Origin of the sequence: Verrucomicrobium sp. GAS474 (genome assembly GCF_900105685.1) — a bacterium.
In the GTDB taxonomy this organism is placed as follows: Bacteria; Verrucomicrobiota; Verrucomicrobiia; order Methylacidiphilales; family GAS474; genus GAS474.
The window spans coordinates 3212159-3227575 of record NZ_LT629781.1 but is presented as its reverse complement, the minus strand read 5'-3'; the positions used below and the strand labels follow the sequence as shown (position 1 = coordinate 3227575).

Annotated in this window: 14 protein-coding genes; 9 read left to right on the top strand and 5 right to left on the bottom strand. The window is 65.7% G+C overall.

Translation table 11 applies throughout. The features are described 5' to 3' along the window. The first annotated feature begins 32 nt into the window (after positions 1–32). Entirely contained in the window at positions 33–425 is a 393-nt protein-coding gene (locus BLU04_RS13580) for a BlaI/MecI/CopY family transcriptional regulator (protein WP_093287129.1), read from the top strand. Next, entirely contained in the window at positions 422–3505 is a 3084-nt protein-coding gene (locus tag BLU04_RS13575) for a M56 family metallopeptidase (protein ID WP_093287126.1), read from the top strand. Before BLU04_RS13580 ends, BLU04_RS13575 begins: the two co-directional genes overlap by 4 nt. On the opposite strand, the gene BLU04_RS13570 is transcribed toward BLU04_RS13575, so the two are convergent. Then, entirely contained in the window at positions 3486–4721 is a 1236-nt protein-coding gene (locus tag BLU04_RS13570; RefSeq protein WP_093287123.1) for a glycosyltransferase family 4 protein, read from the bottom strand. The two genes, BLU04_RS13575 and BLU04_RS13570, sit on opposite strands and share 20 nt — an antisense overlap. A gap of 9 nt (positions 4722–4730) precedes the next feature. Beyond that, positions 4731–5819 (bottom strand): glycosyltransferase family protein, encoded by a 1089-nt coding sequence (locus tag BLU04_RS13565; RefSeq protein WP_093287120.1) that lies wholly within the window; start codon positions 5817–5819, stop codon positions 4731–4733. Positions 5820–5901: 82 nt separating this feature from the next. Here BLU04_RS13565 and BLU04_RS13560 point away from each other — a divergent pair, with 82 nt between their 5' ends. From BLU04_RS13560 to BLU04_RS13535, 6 genes are all read left to right on the top strand, one after another. Continuing rightward, positions 5902–6381, top strand: a complete 480-nt coding sequence (locus tag BLU04_RS13560) for a hypothetical protein (protein ID WP_093287117.1) — start codon at positions 5902–5904, stop codon at positions 6379–6381. Continuing rightward, entirely contained in the window at positions 6378–7361 is a 984-nt protein-coding gene (locus tag BLU04_RS13555; RefSeq protein ID WP_093287115.1) for a hypothetical protein, read from the top strand. Before BLU04_RS13560 ends, BLU04_RS13555 begins: the two co-directional genes overlap by 4 nt. Before the next feature lie 51 nt (positions 7362–7412). Then, positions 7413–8546, top strand: a complete 1134-nt coding sequence (locus tag BLU04_RS13550) for a glycosyltransferase (protein WP_162274690.1) — start codon at positions 7413–7415, stop codon at positions 8544–8546. Further along, a complete protein-coding gene (locus BLU04_RS13545) occupies positions 8543–9325 on the top strand; it encodes a hypothetical protein (RefSeq protein WP_093287111.1) in 783 nt (260 codons plus the stop codon). Before BLU04_RS13550 ends, BLU04_RS13545 begins: the two co-directional genes overlap by 4 nt. Before the next feature lie 4 nt (positions 9326–9329). Further along, positions 9330–10571, top strand: coding sequence for an aminotransferase class III-fold pyridoxal phosphate-dependent enzyme (locus tag BLU04_RS13540; RefSeq protein ID WP_093287108.1), 1242 nt, complete (start codon positions 9330–9332; stop codon positions 10569–10571). Positions 10572–10634: 63 nt separating this feature from the next. Then, positions 10635–11063, top strand: a complete 429-nt coding sequence (locus tag BLU04_RS13535) for a hypothetical protein (RefSeq protein ID WP_157895355.1) — start codon at positions 10635–10637, stop codon at positions 11061–11063. Here BLU04_RS13535 and BLU04_RS13530 read toward each other — a convergent pair. The 3 genes from BLU04_RS13530 to BLU04_RS16755 all read right to left on the bottom strand — a co-directional run bounded on the left by BLU04_RS13530 (position 11060) and on the right by BLU04_RS16755 (position 14068). Further along, positions 11060–11908, bottom strand: coding sequence for an SDR family NAD(P)-dependent oxidoreductase (locus tag BLU04_RS13530; protein ID WP_093287103.1), 849 nt, complete (start codon positions 11906–11908; stop codon positions 11060–11062). The genes BLU04_RS13535 and BLU04_RS13530 overlap by 4 nt on opposite strands. A gap of 4 nt (positions 11909–11912) precedes the next feature. Beyond that, positions 11913–13190, bottom strand: coding sequence for a beta-ketoacyl-[acyl-carrier-protein] synthase family protein (locus BLU04_RS13525; RefSeq protein WP_093287101.1), 1278 nt, complete (start codon positions 13188–13190; stop codon positions 11913–11915). Positions 13191–13288: 98 nt separating this feature from the next. Next, on the bottom strand, positions 13289–14068 hold the full coding sequence (locus BLU04_RS16755) for a phosphopantetheine-binding protein (protein WP_162274689.1): 780 nt from the start codon (positions 14066–14068) through the stop codon (positions 13289–13291). Between the two features lie 201 nt (positions 14069–14269). Here BLU04_RS16755 and BLU04_RS17185 point away from each other — a divergent pair, with 201 nt between their 5' ends. Then, on the top strand, positions 14270–15412 hold the full coding sequence (locus BLU04_RS17185) for a glycosyltransferase family 4 protein (RefSeq protein ID WP_093287099.1): 1143 nt from the start codon (positions 14270–14272) through the stop codon (positions 15410–15412). The last annotated feature ends 5 nt before the right edge of the window (positions 15413–15417 follow it).

Here is a 15417-nt window from a genome sequence, read left to right as displayed (position 1 = left end):
CTATCTTACGAAGATCGTCGTAGGATGTGAGAATGAGCGACAAACGGACTCCGCCGACGCAGGCAGAACTTGAAATCCTTCAGGCCCTCTGGGGCGGAGGTCCGCAGACCGTCCGGCAGATCTGGGAGGCGATGGGAAGCCGGGGCGGCTACACGACGACGCTGAAGCTCCTCCAGATCATGTTCGAGAAAGGACTCGTCACCCGCGATGAGTCGCGGATGACCCACATCTACGCGGCAGCCGTGGCCGAGGGGGAAAACCAGGAGAGGATGGTCGGCGGCATGATCGACCGGGTCTTCGGGGGTTCCCTCAGCCAGCTCGTCCTCCGCGCCCTCTCGGCGAAGCCGACCTCGCCCGAGGAACTGGCCGCCATCCGCGCTCTGATCGACGAGGCGCAGAAGGAAAAGCGGGGGAGGAAGAAATGAGCGCCTGGAGCGAGCGGCTGGGATGGATGCTGATCCATTCCGTCTGGATCGGGACGCTGCTGGCCCTCGGCCTTCGCCTGGGCTTGGCGCTGATGCCGGAGCGGACGGCGAAGGCCCGTTACACCGTCGGCTGCGCGGCCCTGATCGCGATGGCCGTGCTGCCGTGGTGGACCTTCGCCTCCAGCGATTTCACGGCGCGGATGGAAAAGGCCCCGGTCCGCGTTGCGGTGGCGGAAGAGGTGGCGAAGACGCCGGTTTCCTTCGCGACAGTGACAGCGGGTAAAGAAATGCCATTCGAGTGGCAGGCGGAAGGAAAGCTCCGGCTCGAACCCTACCTGCCGTGGCTCACCTCCCTCTGGTTCGCGGGCGTCACTTTCTTTCTCATCCGGCTGGCCCGTGGCTGGCACGGCGTTCGAGCCTTGGCGCGGAGTCCGCTTCTTCCCGTCGACGAGGTGTGGCGGGATCGCTTCGCCGCCCTCTGCGGGCGTGCCGGAGTCGCGCGGCTGGTTCGCTTCGGTGAAAGCGCGGCGGTCACCGTTCCGATGGTCGCCGGATGGTTCAAGCCGGTCATTCTCTTCCCCCTGGGCGTGATGGCCTCGCTCCCGGTCGAGCAGGTCGAGGCAATCCTTCTTCATGAGTTGGCCCATATCCGTCGCCACGATGCCTTCGTCAATCTTCTCCAGGCCGTCTGCGAGGCTCTGTTCTTCTATCACCCCGCCGTCTGGTACATCAGCCGTGTCCTGCGGGAGGAGCGGGAAAATGCGTGTGACGATCTCGTGGTCTCCTGGTCGGGAGACGCTCTCGGGTATGCCGAGGCTTTGGCCGCGTTCGAGGGAGAGAGGGCCGGTTCCCTCGCTCTGGCTGCGAGCGGGGAAGGGGAACTACTAGCCCGAGTACGCCGTCTTTTGGGGGTTGGAGAGGGGAGTGCTCGGAAGGGCGTCGCCACCCTAGCGGTGTCGGCGATCTTTCTCGGCGTCGCTCTCTATTTGGGAACGATGTTCCTCCTGCCGCTCCTCTCGGCGAAGGTGATGACGGCGGCGGAACGGATTGCCTCGATCAAGGATTCCGAGCCGGAATGGCAAAAATCGGACGGGAATGCCGCCGATGTCTCCCTATCGGGAACCTTGCGGACGGAGGACGGATTGCCGCTGCCTCGGAAAATCTCGCTCAACGTGACGAGTCGGTACGAAAACGGAAGAACCTTTGCCGACATCCAACGGACGGGCGAAACCTTTGCTGCCAAAGGCAAGGGCGATTTCGTGTGGCTCTCGGGATGGGCCGCCGGGTACGCCCCTTTCTCGATGCAGCTGCCGAAGGCCGAGGGTGGCAAGGTTGGCCCGGTCGAGGTGGTGTTTAAGAAAGGAATTCCGGCGCGGATTCGGGTCGTTTCGGAAACGGGCGCGCCGCTTCCCGGCGTGAAGGTGGAAGGGTGGGTAGGACAGCATGATCCGAATTTCGGGGTTTCCGAACAGACGGGGAGCGATGGAACGGTTTCCCTGGGACAATTCGCCGTCGATACCAAGGCCAAGCTGACTTTCTTCCGGCCCGGCTGGCAAAAAATCGTCGCCGAATACCATGCATGGGAGGAGGACAAGCTGATCGACGTGGTCCTGCGTCCGTCGATTCCTGCGCGGGGCATCATCGTCGATGAGGAGAGTGGAAGACCGGTTGCCGGGGCGGAGGTGCAGATGGCGGCGGAATTGGAATCGAATGGAAGTGTCCATTCCTCCTACGGCATCGATTATGAACCCCAAATCTTGGCGCATTCGGATGAGGCTGGCCGTTTCGTCGTCAACGATCTCAGCGAGGAGATGGGATATCGCGTTTATGTGAAAGCGGCAGGCTATCCGTTGGCCGTTTTTCCGTTGCGAGTCGGTGAGGGAGTCCTGGAGCAGACTTTTCCGCTGGAGAAAGGAATGCGATTCAGCGGGAAGATCGTTCATCCCAGGGGAAGGGATGGAACGGGCTCGATGCCTTCGGCGATTATCTGTCATCTGATGGCCCAGCTGGGGCATGCCCAGGCGGTGGGATACGATGTCGCGGGGACGTTGACGGTTTCGTCTTCGGGAGAGGAACTGTTCTTCTCTTTCGATGAACTTCCTTCGTCTCATCTCGTTTCCGGGGTTCCCTATACCTTTCAGGTCGGCGGAAGAAGCTTCGACGTTAATCTGAAGAAGGATACCGAGGGCTATGTCTTCGATTTGGCAGGGAAGGATACGAAGTCGCACGTCGAGATCTTCCTCAATCCGGGGAGGGGACAGCCGATGCCCGGCGGGGCGTTGCATGTCTATTTCTTGGAATCGGGGGTGGGAGAGGGGATAGCCCAGAGGGGAGTCTTGAAAGATCTTCCGCTTTCCGAGGGGCACGCGGAGATCGAGGTGCCCGCCCCGAACCGGATGAGTGTTTCGGCAGACCGGCTCCTCGGCTATTGGTTCCCTAGGGAGGATTTTGATATCAAGGAAAGCGACGCAACGTTCTCCAAAAAAATCACCCTGGTCCCGGCAGGGGTGATCCGGGGCCGGGTGGTCTTGCCTGACGGAAGCCCCTCGACGAAGAGTTTCTTCACTCACATCGATGTGGTGAAAGCGCCTTCTGTTCTGAAGGACAAGGGAATCGATAGCGGTGAGGCGATCATCGACAGCGCCATGTTGATGGACCGTTATCAAACGACGCCGCTTCCGTTCGGCGGAACCTACCGGGTGTTTTTGTGGGCAGGGACCCACTTCGAAGCAGGAGAAGCGCTCGAAGTCGATGCAGCCCATCCGATCGTCGAGCGGGACATGACGTGGCATCCGGGGGTTCCGGTTCAGGGAGCGTTGGTCGATGGAGAGGGAAAGCCGGTCGGGGGCGTCGAGATCAGTTTAAACTATCGGCACTCCGAGAGGCATTCCTTCGGCTCCAGCGTTATGCCGAGAGCGAGTGACGGAACATTCTCGTTCGAGGATATCAACTTCGACGTTCCCGGCTTTTACGAGATCGTCTTCAAGGATCCGGCGGGGCAGGACGTGCGGACGCGTCTGGAACGGCCCGTCGAAGGAAAGCCTCTCGTGATCGTCTACCCTACGGGCGAGAAGAGGTAACCCGGCGGAAGGCCTCGGCGAGCTTCGCGGCGTTTTTGGAGACGAGGAAGTTTTCCTCGACCCAGGCGCGGGCCTCGGCGCGGATCGTGGCGCAGAGGGCGTCGTTGCCCGCCAGCTTCCGCACGGCGGCGGCGATGGCCTCGGGCTTGCCGCCGGGAGCGATGAGGCCGGTCTTCCCGTCATGGATCGCCTCGGTCGTCCCCGCCGCGTCGCTGGAGACGACGGGGAGGCCGCAGGCCATCGCCTCGGGGATGACGTTGGGGAGGCCGTCGCGGTCGCCCTCGCTGTCGATGATGCCGGAGTGGCAGAAGAGGTCGGCGCGGCGGTATTCCTCGCGGACGGCGGCCTCGGAAAGATGGCCGGTGAGGGTCACCGCGTCGGCGACGCCGAGGGCCTCGGCGCGGGCGGCAAGCTCGGCCTGAAGGGGGCCGTCCCCGACGATGCGGAGCGTCGCGGCGATGCCCGCCTTGCGCAGCAGGGCGATCGCCTCGATCTGGCTGGCCTGCCCTTTCTTCGGGACGAGGCGGCCGACGGAGACGATGCGGACGGGGCCGGCGGCGGGGATCGGGGGACGGGCGGCGATCTCATCCAGCGGGGGCAGCGTGGTGAGGCCGCGCCGGGAGAGGACGATTTTCTCCCGCGCCTCGGGAACGCGACCGGAGAGGTAATCGACATTCATCTGCGTCGTCGTATGGACGAGGGCGGCCCGTTTCAGCTTGGCATCGAGGAATCGGTCGCCTCCACGCCGGTGGATGTCGTAGGCGTGGGCACCGAAGCTGAAGGGGAAGCCGCAGAAGGCTCCGAGGATCGCGGCGGCGGTGGCGGGAGCGGTGGCCCAGGCGCCGTGGATCAGATCGTACCCGGCGAGGCGGAAGGCGGCGGCATGCCGCAGGGCGAAGAGGAGGCCGAGGAAGGCGTGGTTGAACTCGTCGCCGGAGCGGGGAGGGCGGGAGAGGAGGTGGGCGAGACCGGCGGGAAGGTGGGCGAGCTGCCGCACGGCCTCGACGAGGAAGAGGTCGGGCCGGGAGAAAAGCTCGCCCGGGCGGTGGGTGTGGAGGGTGACGCCGGGGACCGGTTCCCACGCGGGGACGCCGGAAGGGGTCCACATGGAATGGACGTGGACCTCGATCCCGCTCGCCGCGACGCCCCGGATCTCCCGCTGGAGGAAGGTCTGGGAGGCGACGGGGAAGGTGATGAAGAGGTAGGCGACTTTCACCGGCTCTTCCTATTCGCCGGGATTGATCGGGGCGATCTCGCGGGGGTTCGCGATGAGGTGGCGCATCCGGGCGACGAGTTCGTCGGTCCCCTCGCGGAACTTCGCGGTCACGTTCGCGCTGTATTCGGCGAGCTTCGCCTCGAAGGCGGAGAAGAGGGCGGGGGTCGGCTCCAGCGTCGTCGAGTAGTCGCCGAAGCCCATTTCCTTCACGTGCCAGGCGTTGATGAACTGCTCGAACAGGGTGTGGACGGGGAAGCAAAGGGTCGGTTTCCCGTAGTAGAAGGCCTCGGAGAGGAGGTTGTGGCCGCCGTTCACCACGGCGTAGGCGCTGGAGGCGAGGTCGTCGAGGATCCGCTCGGGATGGTAGGCGCGGAAGGTGACGTTCCCCTCGACGCGGTCCTCGTTGTGGAAGCCGTAGACGATGACGGGGCGCTTCAGTTCCTTCAGCGTGGCGATGAGGCGGTGGAAGGTGGGGCTGGTCTGGTAGACGAAGATGTGGTCCCCGGCCGAGGGGGTGCGGGTCTTCACGACGTCGCGGACGACGGCGGGGAAGAGCTCGTCGACGACGTATTTCCGCGCCGGCTTCATCGGGGGGTGGAAGAAGGAGACGCTGAGGTTGTGCTTCGTCCGGTCGAAGAAGAGATAGTCGTTCGCCATCGCCAGCCGCCAGGAGAGCTTCTGCGAATCGGGGACCGGATAGGTGCACGCCTTCATCACGTGGGAGTGGTCGACGGAGAAGCAGGCGAGGTTCATCTTCTGCGCGGCGAGGGGAAGAAAGAACTCCCGGTCGACGATGGCGACGTCGGGCTGCCACTTCTCGACGAGGCCCTGGATCTTGTCGACGACGCGGGGCATCGCGAGGTGGCAGCGGATGATCTGGCCGATCGTCAGGGGAACGGAGACCCGCTGCTTCCGGTGGACGGTGCGGAGGACGGGGACATCGAGGCACTTCCACTTCTTCATCGCGGCCATGGCGAGGGCGACCTTGCCGCCGCCGACGAAGATGAATTCATGCTCCGGCATCCGGTTGACGAGGGAGAGCGTCCGCATGAGGTGGCCGTGGGTGTTGCCCATCACGCCGTAAAGAATCCGTGCCATCCGGGGAGAATGAGGGTTTTCCCCAGAAAGTAAAACCAAGTAAAACCTCGCCAAGCCGTCCGGCGCTTTTTATTTTCGTCCGATGTCCCTTCGTCGCCCCCGGACTCCTTGGCGAGCCTACCGACGGCTCGTCGTCGGGGGAGCCGTCGGGCTGGCCGCCGCGGCGCTCCTCGGCTTCGCCGCCCTCGGGACACCGCTGCTCGAGGTTTTCCCGTTCTATTCCTGGATCCTCTTCCCCGTGGAGCCGAACGGGAAGGGCTATCAGGTCTATATCGAGCGGGTGGGGGAGAAATGGTTCGCCCCGCCGCTCCCCTTCAACCAGGCCGAGGGCGTCGTCCGGAACCCCCGCTCGGTCGTCCTCTTCCGCGTCATTCAGCGGCTGGGGAGGGCCTGCCGGGAGGGGAATGAGGCGGAAGTCGTCCGGCAGCGCGGCTATCTGGAAGCTGCGATGGAGCCCGGCACGGTCTACGGCCTGACCGCCGTCGAGGCCGATCCGATCACCCTCTGGAAGACGAAGCAACCGGCCCGGGAAACCCCCCTTCGCACCTTCTTCGTCCCATGAATCCGTTTTTCTTCCTCCGCTCGGTCCGGCGTTGGTTTTCCCAACCGACGGAAGCTCCGGCTCCCGTTCCTTCCCCGTTCCGCCGCCAGACGGAGGCGTGGGGGAACGCCCGCGTCCTGGTGCGGTGCTTCTATGCGGGGTTGGTCTACCTGGCGGCCTCGCTCATTCCCGGATGGGAAGGGATCGTCGGGCGGGTCCCCGTCGCGCCGCTCTGGCCGGTGGCGTGGCTCCATTCGGGGGAGGGGATCACGGCGATCCTCTCGCTCTACCTGTTCGGGGCGATCGCCGCCCTCGCCTTTCCGGAGCAGCGGTGGGCGCGGGCGGCGGCCTTCGTCGGCGTCCTCGAGTATGTCGCCTACGGCAACTCCTTCGGGAAGATCGGCCACAGCATGCATGGCTGGGTCCTCGTCTCGCTGATCTTCGTCCTCCTTCCCCGGGGCGGCTTCACGGAGCGGAACCGGGCGGTGCGGCAGCAGTTCCTCCACGTCGTCTGGCTCGCGACGTTCCTCCTGCTCTACATCTACTTCATGTCGGGGATGTCGAAGGTGGGGGGGTGCCTCTGGCAGTTGTGGAACGGGGAGACGTCGGTGCTCAACCCCTACTCCCTCTCGAACCAGATCGCCGACCGCCTCAACCAGACGCAGACCTCGAACGCCGTCGCCGTCTGGCTGATCGACCATCATTGGGTCGGCTGGATCCTCTATCTGGGGGTCATTTACCTGCAGATCGCCGCCCTCTGGGCCGCGTTCCGTCCCGAGCTCCTGCGCCCCGTCGGTCTGGCGATGATCCTCTTCCACGTCGGCACCTATTTCATCTTCACGATCGTTTTCCTGCCGATGGTGCTGCTGGCCGGGCTCCTCCTGCTGGTTTCCCCCTGGGCCGGGGCGGGATCGACCGACCTGGGCCGGACCTGCTGGGGACGGCTGCCCGGTGTGGGGGTTACGCGATTTTTGTTCCGGCGGATGGCGAACCGCGGTTGACCTCGAACGGCGGCCCGTACAATCTTGGCCCAAGTTTTAGCGATGCGAATCATGGTTCTAACCTCCTCGACCGGGGGGGGACACAATATGCGGGCGCGATCCCTCGCCCAATGGACGGCGAAGGAGCGGCCCCAGTGGAAGATCGACGTCCATTCGGCCCTCGAATCGACGCACGGGCTCTATCGTTTCGGCGTCGAGCTCTACAACACGATCCAGCGGACCTGGCCCCAGCTCCATCACGTCTATTTCAACTACCTCGAGGTCGCCGCGATGTTCAAGCACGGCCACCGGATCCTCGGCCGGGGCCGCTACGTGGAGGTGCTGGAGAACTTCCGGCCCGACGTCATCGTCAGCGTCCACGGCTCGACGAACCACGGCTTCTTCGACATCGCCCGGCACGTCCTCGGGCGGGACAAGGTGAAGTGCGTCACCTACTGCGCCGAGATGTGGGGCGGCTACGGGATGAGCCGCCATTGGGTCAATCCCGACGCCGACCTCTTCATCGGCTCGATGCCGGAGACCGTCGACGCCGCGATCGACCTCGGGATGCCGAAGGCGAAGACCCTCGCGGGCGGCTTCCTCCTCCATCCCAGCTTCTATTCGGAGATCGAATACCGGGAGACCGAGGCCTTCTGGAACGGGACGCTGAAGCTCGATCCCGACAAGTTCACCGTCATCCTCAGCACCGGGGCGAACAGCGCGAACAACCACGAGCGCTTCCTCCGCGTCCTCCACCGCATCGGGCGGCCCCTCCAGGTCGTCGCCCTCTGCGGCAGCAACGATGCGACCCGCTGGCGGATCGAGGAACTGGCCCCGATCCTCGAAAGGCAGGGCATCGTCGTCCGCGCCCTGCCGACGACCGACAAGATGGCCCTCCTGATGCGCTCCGCCTCGGCGATCCTCGCCCGGCCCGGGTCCGGGACGACGAACGAGGCGATCCAGAGCGGCTGCCCGATCCTCTTCAACCGCCTCGGCGGAATCATGCCGCAGGAGATGATCACCGAGCGCTTCTGCCGGGAACACCGCCTCTCCGTCTCGATCTCGAAGCCGGGCGACCTGCCCGAGATCCTCCGCGACTGGATCGACCATCCCGAGCACCGCCAGGGCTACCTCAGCCGCATGGAGGCCGTCCGTCCCCGCGTCACCCCGGTCGATCTCCTGCAAACCCTGGAGAACCTCCGATGAGTTCGGCCCCCCTCAACTCCCAGGGCCACGCCCGGCTCTATCTCCACGCCGTCCTCCCCTGCTTCGTCGATCTCATCGCGCAGGACGCCGCAGCGCGGGAGGTCGTCGCGCGGTGGAACGCCCGGATCGTCCTCCGCATCGTCGACGGTCCCGCCGCGACGCTCACCTTCCGGGGCGGCAGCGTCGCCCATGTCCCGGAGGCCCTTCCCGGTTCCGACGTCACCCTCCTCTTCCTCTCCGCCGCCCACCTGAACGCCTTCTTCGCCGGGAACGCCGCCGCCGTTCCGCTCCCCGTCTGGGGCGCATGGCGGATCGGCCTTTTGACCGGATTCAGCAAGGTCGCCGAGCGGCTCGAGGCCGTCCTCGAAGGGGAGGGCGATGTCCTCGCCACCGCCGAGGGCCGCCGCGTCCATGCCCGCCTCACCCTCATCGCGGCGGGCCTCGGCCTCCGGCCCCTCGCCGAGTACGACGTCCTCGGCCAGGCGACGTTGAAGGGCATCCCCCAAGGCCTTGCCGCCTTTTCCATCGGCGGGGAGGCGGATGCGACCGTCTGGTTCGAGAACCGTCCCGGCGCGTGGACCGCAGGCTGGAGCCAGCCCCCGCGCCGACCCGACGTCCAGATCACCTTCGCCGACATCGACGTCGCCTACGCCGCCCTCCGCGACGAGGCCGACACCTACGCCGCCGTCGGCCTCGGGCAGATCACCGTCGACGGCCTCGTCCCGCTCGCCGACGGCCTGAACCTCGTCATGGAACGGCTCCGTGACTACCTTGAATAAATCTATGGGCCGCGACTTCTCCCAATCCCTCGCCCTCTTCGAGCGGGCCTCCCGCGTCATCCCCGGCGGCATCTACGGCCACACCACCCCCGCCGCCGTCCTCCCGGGCCGCTCCCCCTACTACGCCGTCCGCGCCTCCGGCTCCCGTTATTGGGACGTCGACGGGAACGAATACATCGATTACATGTGCGGCTACGGCCCCATCGTCCTCGGCCACGGCCACCCCGGCGTCGAGGAAGCCGCCGAGCGCCAGCGCCGCGAGGCCCTCTGCGTGAATCATCCCGGCCCCGTCATGATCGAGCTGGCCGAGTACCTCGTCGACCGCGTCGACTTCGCTTCCTGGGCCGTCTTCGGCAAGAACGGCTCCGACATGACCACCTGGGCCATCCAGGTCGCCCGCGAGCAGACCAAGCGGAAGAAGATCCTCAAGATCGCCGGGGCCTACCACGGCATCGCCCCCTGGTGCACCCCCGGCCACGCCGGAGTCATCGAGGAAGACACCGCCCACATCCACACCTTCCCGTGGAACGACCTCGACGCCTTCACGGCCCGGCTGAAGGAATTCCGGGGCGAGATCGCCGGGGTCATCCTCACCCCCTTCCACCATCCCGCCTTTTCCCCCTCCATCCTCCCCGCCGACGGCTTCCTGCGCGGCGTCGAGGAAGCGTGCCGCCGCGAAGGGATCGTCATCATCCTCGACGACATCCGCGCCGGGTTCCGCCTCCACCACGGCGGCTCCCACCGCTACTTCGGCTTCGAGCCCGATCTCATCTGCTTCTGCAAGGCCATCGCCAACGGCCACCCCCTCTCCGCCGCCCTCGGACGGAAAGACCTCCGGATCGCCGCCAGCAAGGTCTTCCTCACCGGCAGCTACTGGAACAGCCCGCCTCCCATGGCCGCCTCGCTCGCCTGCCTCCAGCTGCTGGAAAAGGAAAACGGCGTCGAGATCATGAAGATCCGGGGCCAAGCCCTCATGGACGGCCTCACCGCCGCCGGGGCGAAGCACGGTTACACGATCCTCTCCTCCGGCCCCCCCGCCATCCCCTATCCCACCTTCGCCGACGACGCCGACTTCCGCCGCCAGCAACGCTTCTGCGCCGAAGTGACCGCCAGGGGCGCCTTCTTCCACCCCCACCACAACTGGTTCCTCTCCACCGCCCACACCGAGGCCGATATTGCCGAGACGGTGCGGATCGCGGAGGAGGCGTTTGCTGTGGTGCGCGAGATTGAGGTCAGCCAAAAATAGGCCATTTTCTGCGAAAGGCGGACTCTCTTGCTCTCGGCGTTCTATGATGATAGAATGTGCTACATGAGCGCCAAGCGTTGGCCCAAGATAGTGGTGTGGGTGCTGCTTCTTACCGTGGGGCTTCTGCTTTTGGATTTTTTCACATTCCCGGCTACCAGCCGAGGCACGGGATTAAAAGCGGCTGAAAATACAAATAACCATGCCCTCATGGAGCAACTGAGGACAGGTCTTCTCAACTACAAGGCGGATTACGGCCAAAATCTAACGGGAGATAATCAAAGAGTTTATCGTGCCTTCCTCGGGGATAATCCGAGAGGAATTATCTACATGGAATTTCACAAGCGCGATATTCCCTTGGGAGATCAGGTGCTTGATCTTTGGGGGACACCCTACGAAATGGTGGGCGACGACAAAGGCATCACGGCGATCCGTTCGGCGGGCAAGGACAGGAAGTTTGGGACTCCTGACGATATCGTCGTGAATGTTCCTTAACCGGCCTTCTTCGCCGTCTTCAGCCCGTAGTAGAGCCTGAGTCCCCACTGCACCCATGCGCGATGGGCGAGGCGGACGAGGAAGGGGGCGATGCGGGCTTGGAAGATGTCTCCCACGGCGACGACGGGGCGCTTGGTCTTTCCTTCGACGATGCTGACCAAGGCGTCGGCGACCTGTTGCGGGTCGGGCGCGTTGTTCATGTTCTTGTCGATGGCGTTCCAGGCGGCTTCGAGGTTCGGGGCGTAGGCGGCGGCGAGGGCGGGGGACAGCTCGATGCGGCGGGTCGAGTCGTGGAACTTTGTCCTGAAGTCGCCGGGGCGGAGGTCGACGAGGCGGATGCCGGTGTGGGCGAGCTCGATGCCGAGGCCCTCGGTCATCGCGCTGAGGGCGGCCTTGCTCATGCTGTAGGGGGCGAGGAAGGGGAGGGGGAACTCGGTGGCGAGGGAGGCGACGTTGACGATGAGGCCGCGATTGGCGGCCCGCATGGCGGGGAGGGCGGCGCGGACGAGGTCGAGGGGGCCGAAGAGGAGGAGGTCGAGCTGGGCCTTGAACTCGTCGTCGGAGAAACCTTCGAGGGGGCCGAAGGTGCCGCTTCCCGCGTTGTTGATCAGCACGTCGAAAGTGCCGCCCGCCTCGGCCTCGGCGGCGAGGAAGGCGGCGGCGATGCCTTCTCGATCGTTCAGGTTCAGGACGACGGGGTGGAAGTTCGGAAGATCGGTCGGGAGGTTCTCGAGCTTCCGGGCGGTGCCCCAGACGTGGTGGCCCCGGGCGGCCAGGGTGCGGGCGGTGAGGAGGCCGATCCCGGCGCTGGCCCCGGTGAGAAAGACTTTCTTGGGGGTGCTCATGACGTTAGCTCCCTTCCCACTTCTTGAAGAGGAGGCTGACGTTGGCCCCGCCGAAGCCGCTCGAGTTGCTCATGGCGTAGCGGGGGGCGGCGTCGACGGGCTTGTCGACGACGGGGACGCCGGCACAGCCGGGGTCGAGTTCGGTGATGTTCGCCGAGACGGGGGTGAAGCCCTCCAGGAGGGAGAGGACGGTGAAGCCCGCCTCCTGCGCCCCGGCGAGGCAGAGGCCGTGGCCGGTGAGGCTCTTCGTGCTGCTGACGTAGGGAACTTTCTTCCCCTCGGTGGTGGCGCCGAAGACGGCCTTGATCGCGCCGATCTCGGCGATGTCGCCGGGCGGGGTCGAGGTGGCGTGGGCGTTGATGTAGTCGATGTCGGCGGGGTTGAGCTTCGCGTCGTCGAGGGCGTTGCGCATGGCGCGGGCGAGGCCGTCGCCGCTCGGGTCGGGGGCCATGATGTTGTAGCCGTCGGACGACTCGCCCCAGCCGACGACCTCGGCGAGGATGTTCGCGCTCCGCTTCTTAGCGTGTTCGAGTTCCTCGAGGACGAGGGTCGCCCCGCCGCCGGTGAAAACGAAGCCGTCGCGCTTCCGGTCGAAGGCGCAGGGGCTGAGCTTCGGATCGGTGGCGGCGCTGAGGGCGCGGATGCCCGCGAAGGGGAGGCCGGTGAACTTCGAGTTGTCCTCGGCCCCGACGACGAACATGACGTCCTGGCGGCCCATGCGGATGAGGTCGGTGGCGCTGCCGAGGCCGTGGGCGGAGGAGGCGCAGGCGCTGATGATGCCCCAGCAGGAGCCCTTGATCTTGTAGAGCGCGCCGAGGTTGATGTTCAGGGTGCCGGGGATCGAGGCGACCATGCCGAGGGGCTGGCACTTCTGGATGCCGCGGGTGACCATGACGTTGAGGTGGTCGTACATCAGCCACATCGAACCGGCGGAGGAGCAGAGGAGGCCGGTGCGGGGATGGGAGACGAGTTCGGGGCCGAGGCCCGCGGCGGCGATGGCCTGCTGGACGGCGGCGAAGCCGAAGATGGCGTTCGGCCCCATGGAGCGGAGCTGGGCGCGGCCGAGCTTGTATTCCGGGGGGATCGTCCAGTCCTCGGGATCGGTGGTGGGGAAGGCGAAGTCCTTGATGATGCCGCCGAGCTTCACGGGGACGTCGGCCCCGGCGAATTCGTCGAAGAGGCCGACGCCGGTTTTGGTTTCGCGCAGGCTTTCGAGCACCTGGGCCTGGGAATTCCCGATGCTGGTGATGAAGCCGAGACCGGTGACGACGACGCGACGCATAGGCACTGAATGTACAGGGAAGGGGCGGCGATGCAAAAAAAAAGACCCGGATCGGGATGCAAATCCGATCGGGGTCTTTGGGGAGGCGGGACGGAGTCCTAGGCGGCGGCAGGGACGGCGGCGGCCTCTTCGGCGTCGGCGGCCTCGGCCGCTTTTTCCAGGCTCTCGATGTCGCCGAAGGCGAGGATGAGCTTGTTGATCTTGGCGACCTTGGCCCCGTTCACCTTCACGACGCCCTCGAAGAGGGCGACGGGGGCGCGGAGGCGGAGGAGCTTCGCCTCGAAGTCGAGGCGATCGCCCGGCTTGGCGCGCTTGTGGAAGGAGGCGCCGTCGAGGGAGGCGAAGACGACCTCGTTGCTGGCGACGGGATGGTCGAGCCGCTTGGCGCCCTCGTCGAGGACCCAGAGGCAGCAGGCCTGGCCGAGGGCCTCGAAGACGATGGCGGCGGGGACGACGGGGTTGTCCTTGAAGTGGCCGTCAAAGAAGAGCTCGTCGCCCTTCAGGAGGTAGGAGGCGGTGAGGGAGTCGCCCTCGATGGTCGCCTCGTCGATGAAGAGGAAGGGGGGCTGCTGGGGGACGATGAGGGCGATCTTGTCGCGGTCGTACTTCTTCACGACGGCGGAGGAGGCGGTCTCGGTCGGCTCGCCGGAGATCTTCTTGTTGATGAAGGTGGTGACGTCGCCCATGGTGCGGATGTTCCGCAGCTCGCTGTCCTCGATGCGGAAGCCGAGGGCCTCCTCGATGGAGAGGACGATCTCGAGCATCGTCAGGGAGTCGATGCCGAGGTCTTCGGCCAGAAGGGTTTCGGGAGTCGTGTCGGCGATGGAGATCTTCGACTCGGCGGGGAGGTATCGCTCGATGATCCCCTTGACGATCATGGGGGCGAGGGAGACCTCGTTCTCGTTGCGGAACTTCAGGACAGCCTCAAAAACTTCGGGCCTGCAACGTCTTAAGGCTTGTTTCAGGTCGGCAACTTGTTTCTCATCCAACGGCATAGATCTCCAGTAAACTGTGAACGGTAAATTTAAGTCCCGCACCGGATGCGTAAAGGTTAAAACGCCTGTTTTCCAAAAAAACTTATGAAACCAGCGTGGCCTTCCATCGTCATCACCCACGAGTACGCCCCTTTCCGGGGCGGGGCCGGGACGTTTTGCGCCGAAGTCGCCAACGCGGCCTTTGCCGCGGGGATTCCCGTCGAGGTCTGGGCTCCCGGCGCGGTCAGCGCGGAGGACCGGCGCGGGGTGCCGGTCCGGCGGCTCGGCGGGCGGGGCTCGCTCCGGTTCTGGGACCAGGCCCGCTTCATGGCGGCGCTGTGGTGGCGTCGGCGCGAATTCCGGGGGAAGCGGCTCTTCCTCGGGAGCGTCGGGGCCCATCTCGCGTTTCTTTATTTTCACCGGTTCGGCCTGTTGCGGGAGGTCGACGCGGTGCCGGTCTTTCACGGATCGGAGGCGCTCCGCTATCGCCGCAGCCCGGGGATGTTCCGCGCGGCCCGGCGGTGGCTGGCGGGGCGGGCGGTCTATTCGTCCTCCCGTTGCGCGGCCCGGTTGGTGGAGGAGAGCGGCCTGTTGACCTCGGGGCAGAAGGTCGTCGTCGCTCCCTGCGCCTTGCGGGAGGCGATCCGGATCGATGCGGACCGCCTGTTGCAGGAGGAGGCAGCCTCGCCCCGGGCTCCGCTGGAGATCCGTCCGTTCCGCATCCTCACGCTGGCGCGGCTCCATCCGCGCAAGGGGCAGATCGACACGGCGCGGGCCTTGGCGCTCCTTCCTTCGGAGGTGCGGCGCGGCTTGGTCTACGAGGTGGGCGGCGCGGGCGATCCCTCCTACCTGCGGGAGATCCAGCGGGTCTGCCGCGAGGGAAACGTCCCCTTCGCCTACCTCGGGGAAATTCCCGAAGGGGAGATGGCCGGCGCGTTCGCCCGGTGCGATCTCTACGTGATGAGCAGCCGTTCCCTCGCGCGGAGCGTCGAAGGCTTCGGGATGACCTACCTGGAGGCGGGCGCGCTCGGCAAGGCGGTGGTCGGCTACCGCTCCGGCGGCGTCGACGAGGCGGTGAAGGACGGGGAGACGGGCCTCCTCGTCGAGGAGGGGGACGTCACCGCGCTCTCGAAGGTGCTGGCCCGGCTGATTTCCGACGAGGCCCTGCGCGCCCGCATGGGCGCGGCAGGGAAGGAATGGGCGCGGAAGCCGGACTGGACGGCCTCCGCGCGGATTCTGTTCTCCTGACCGAT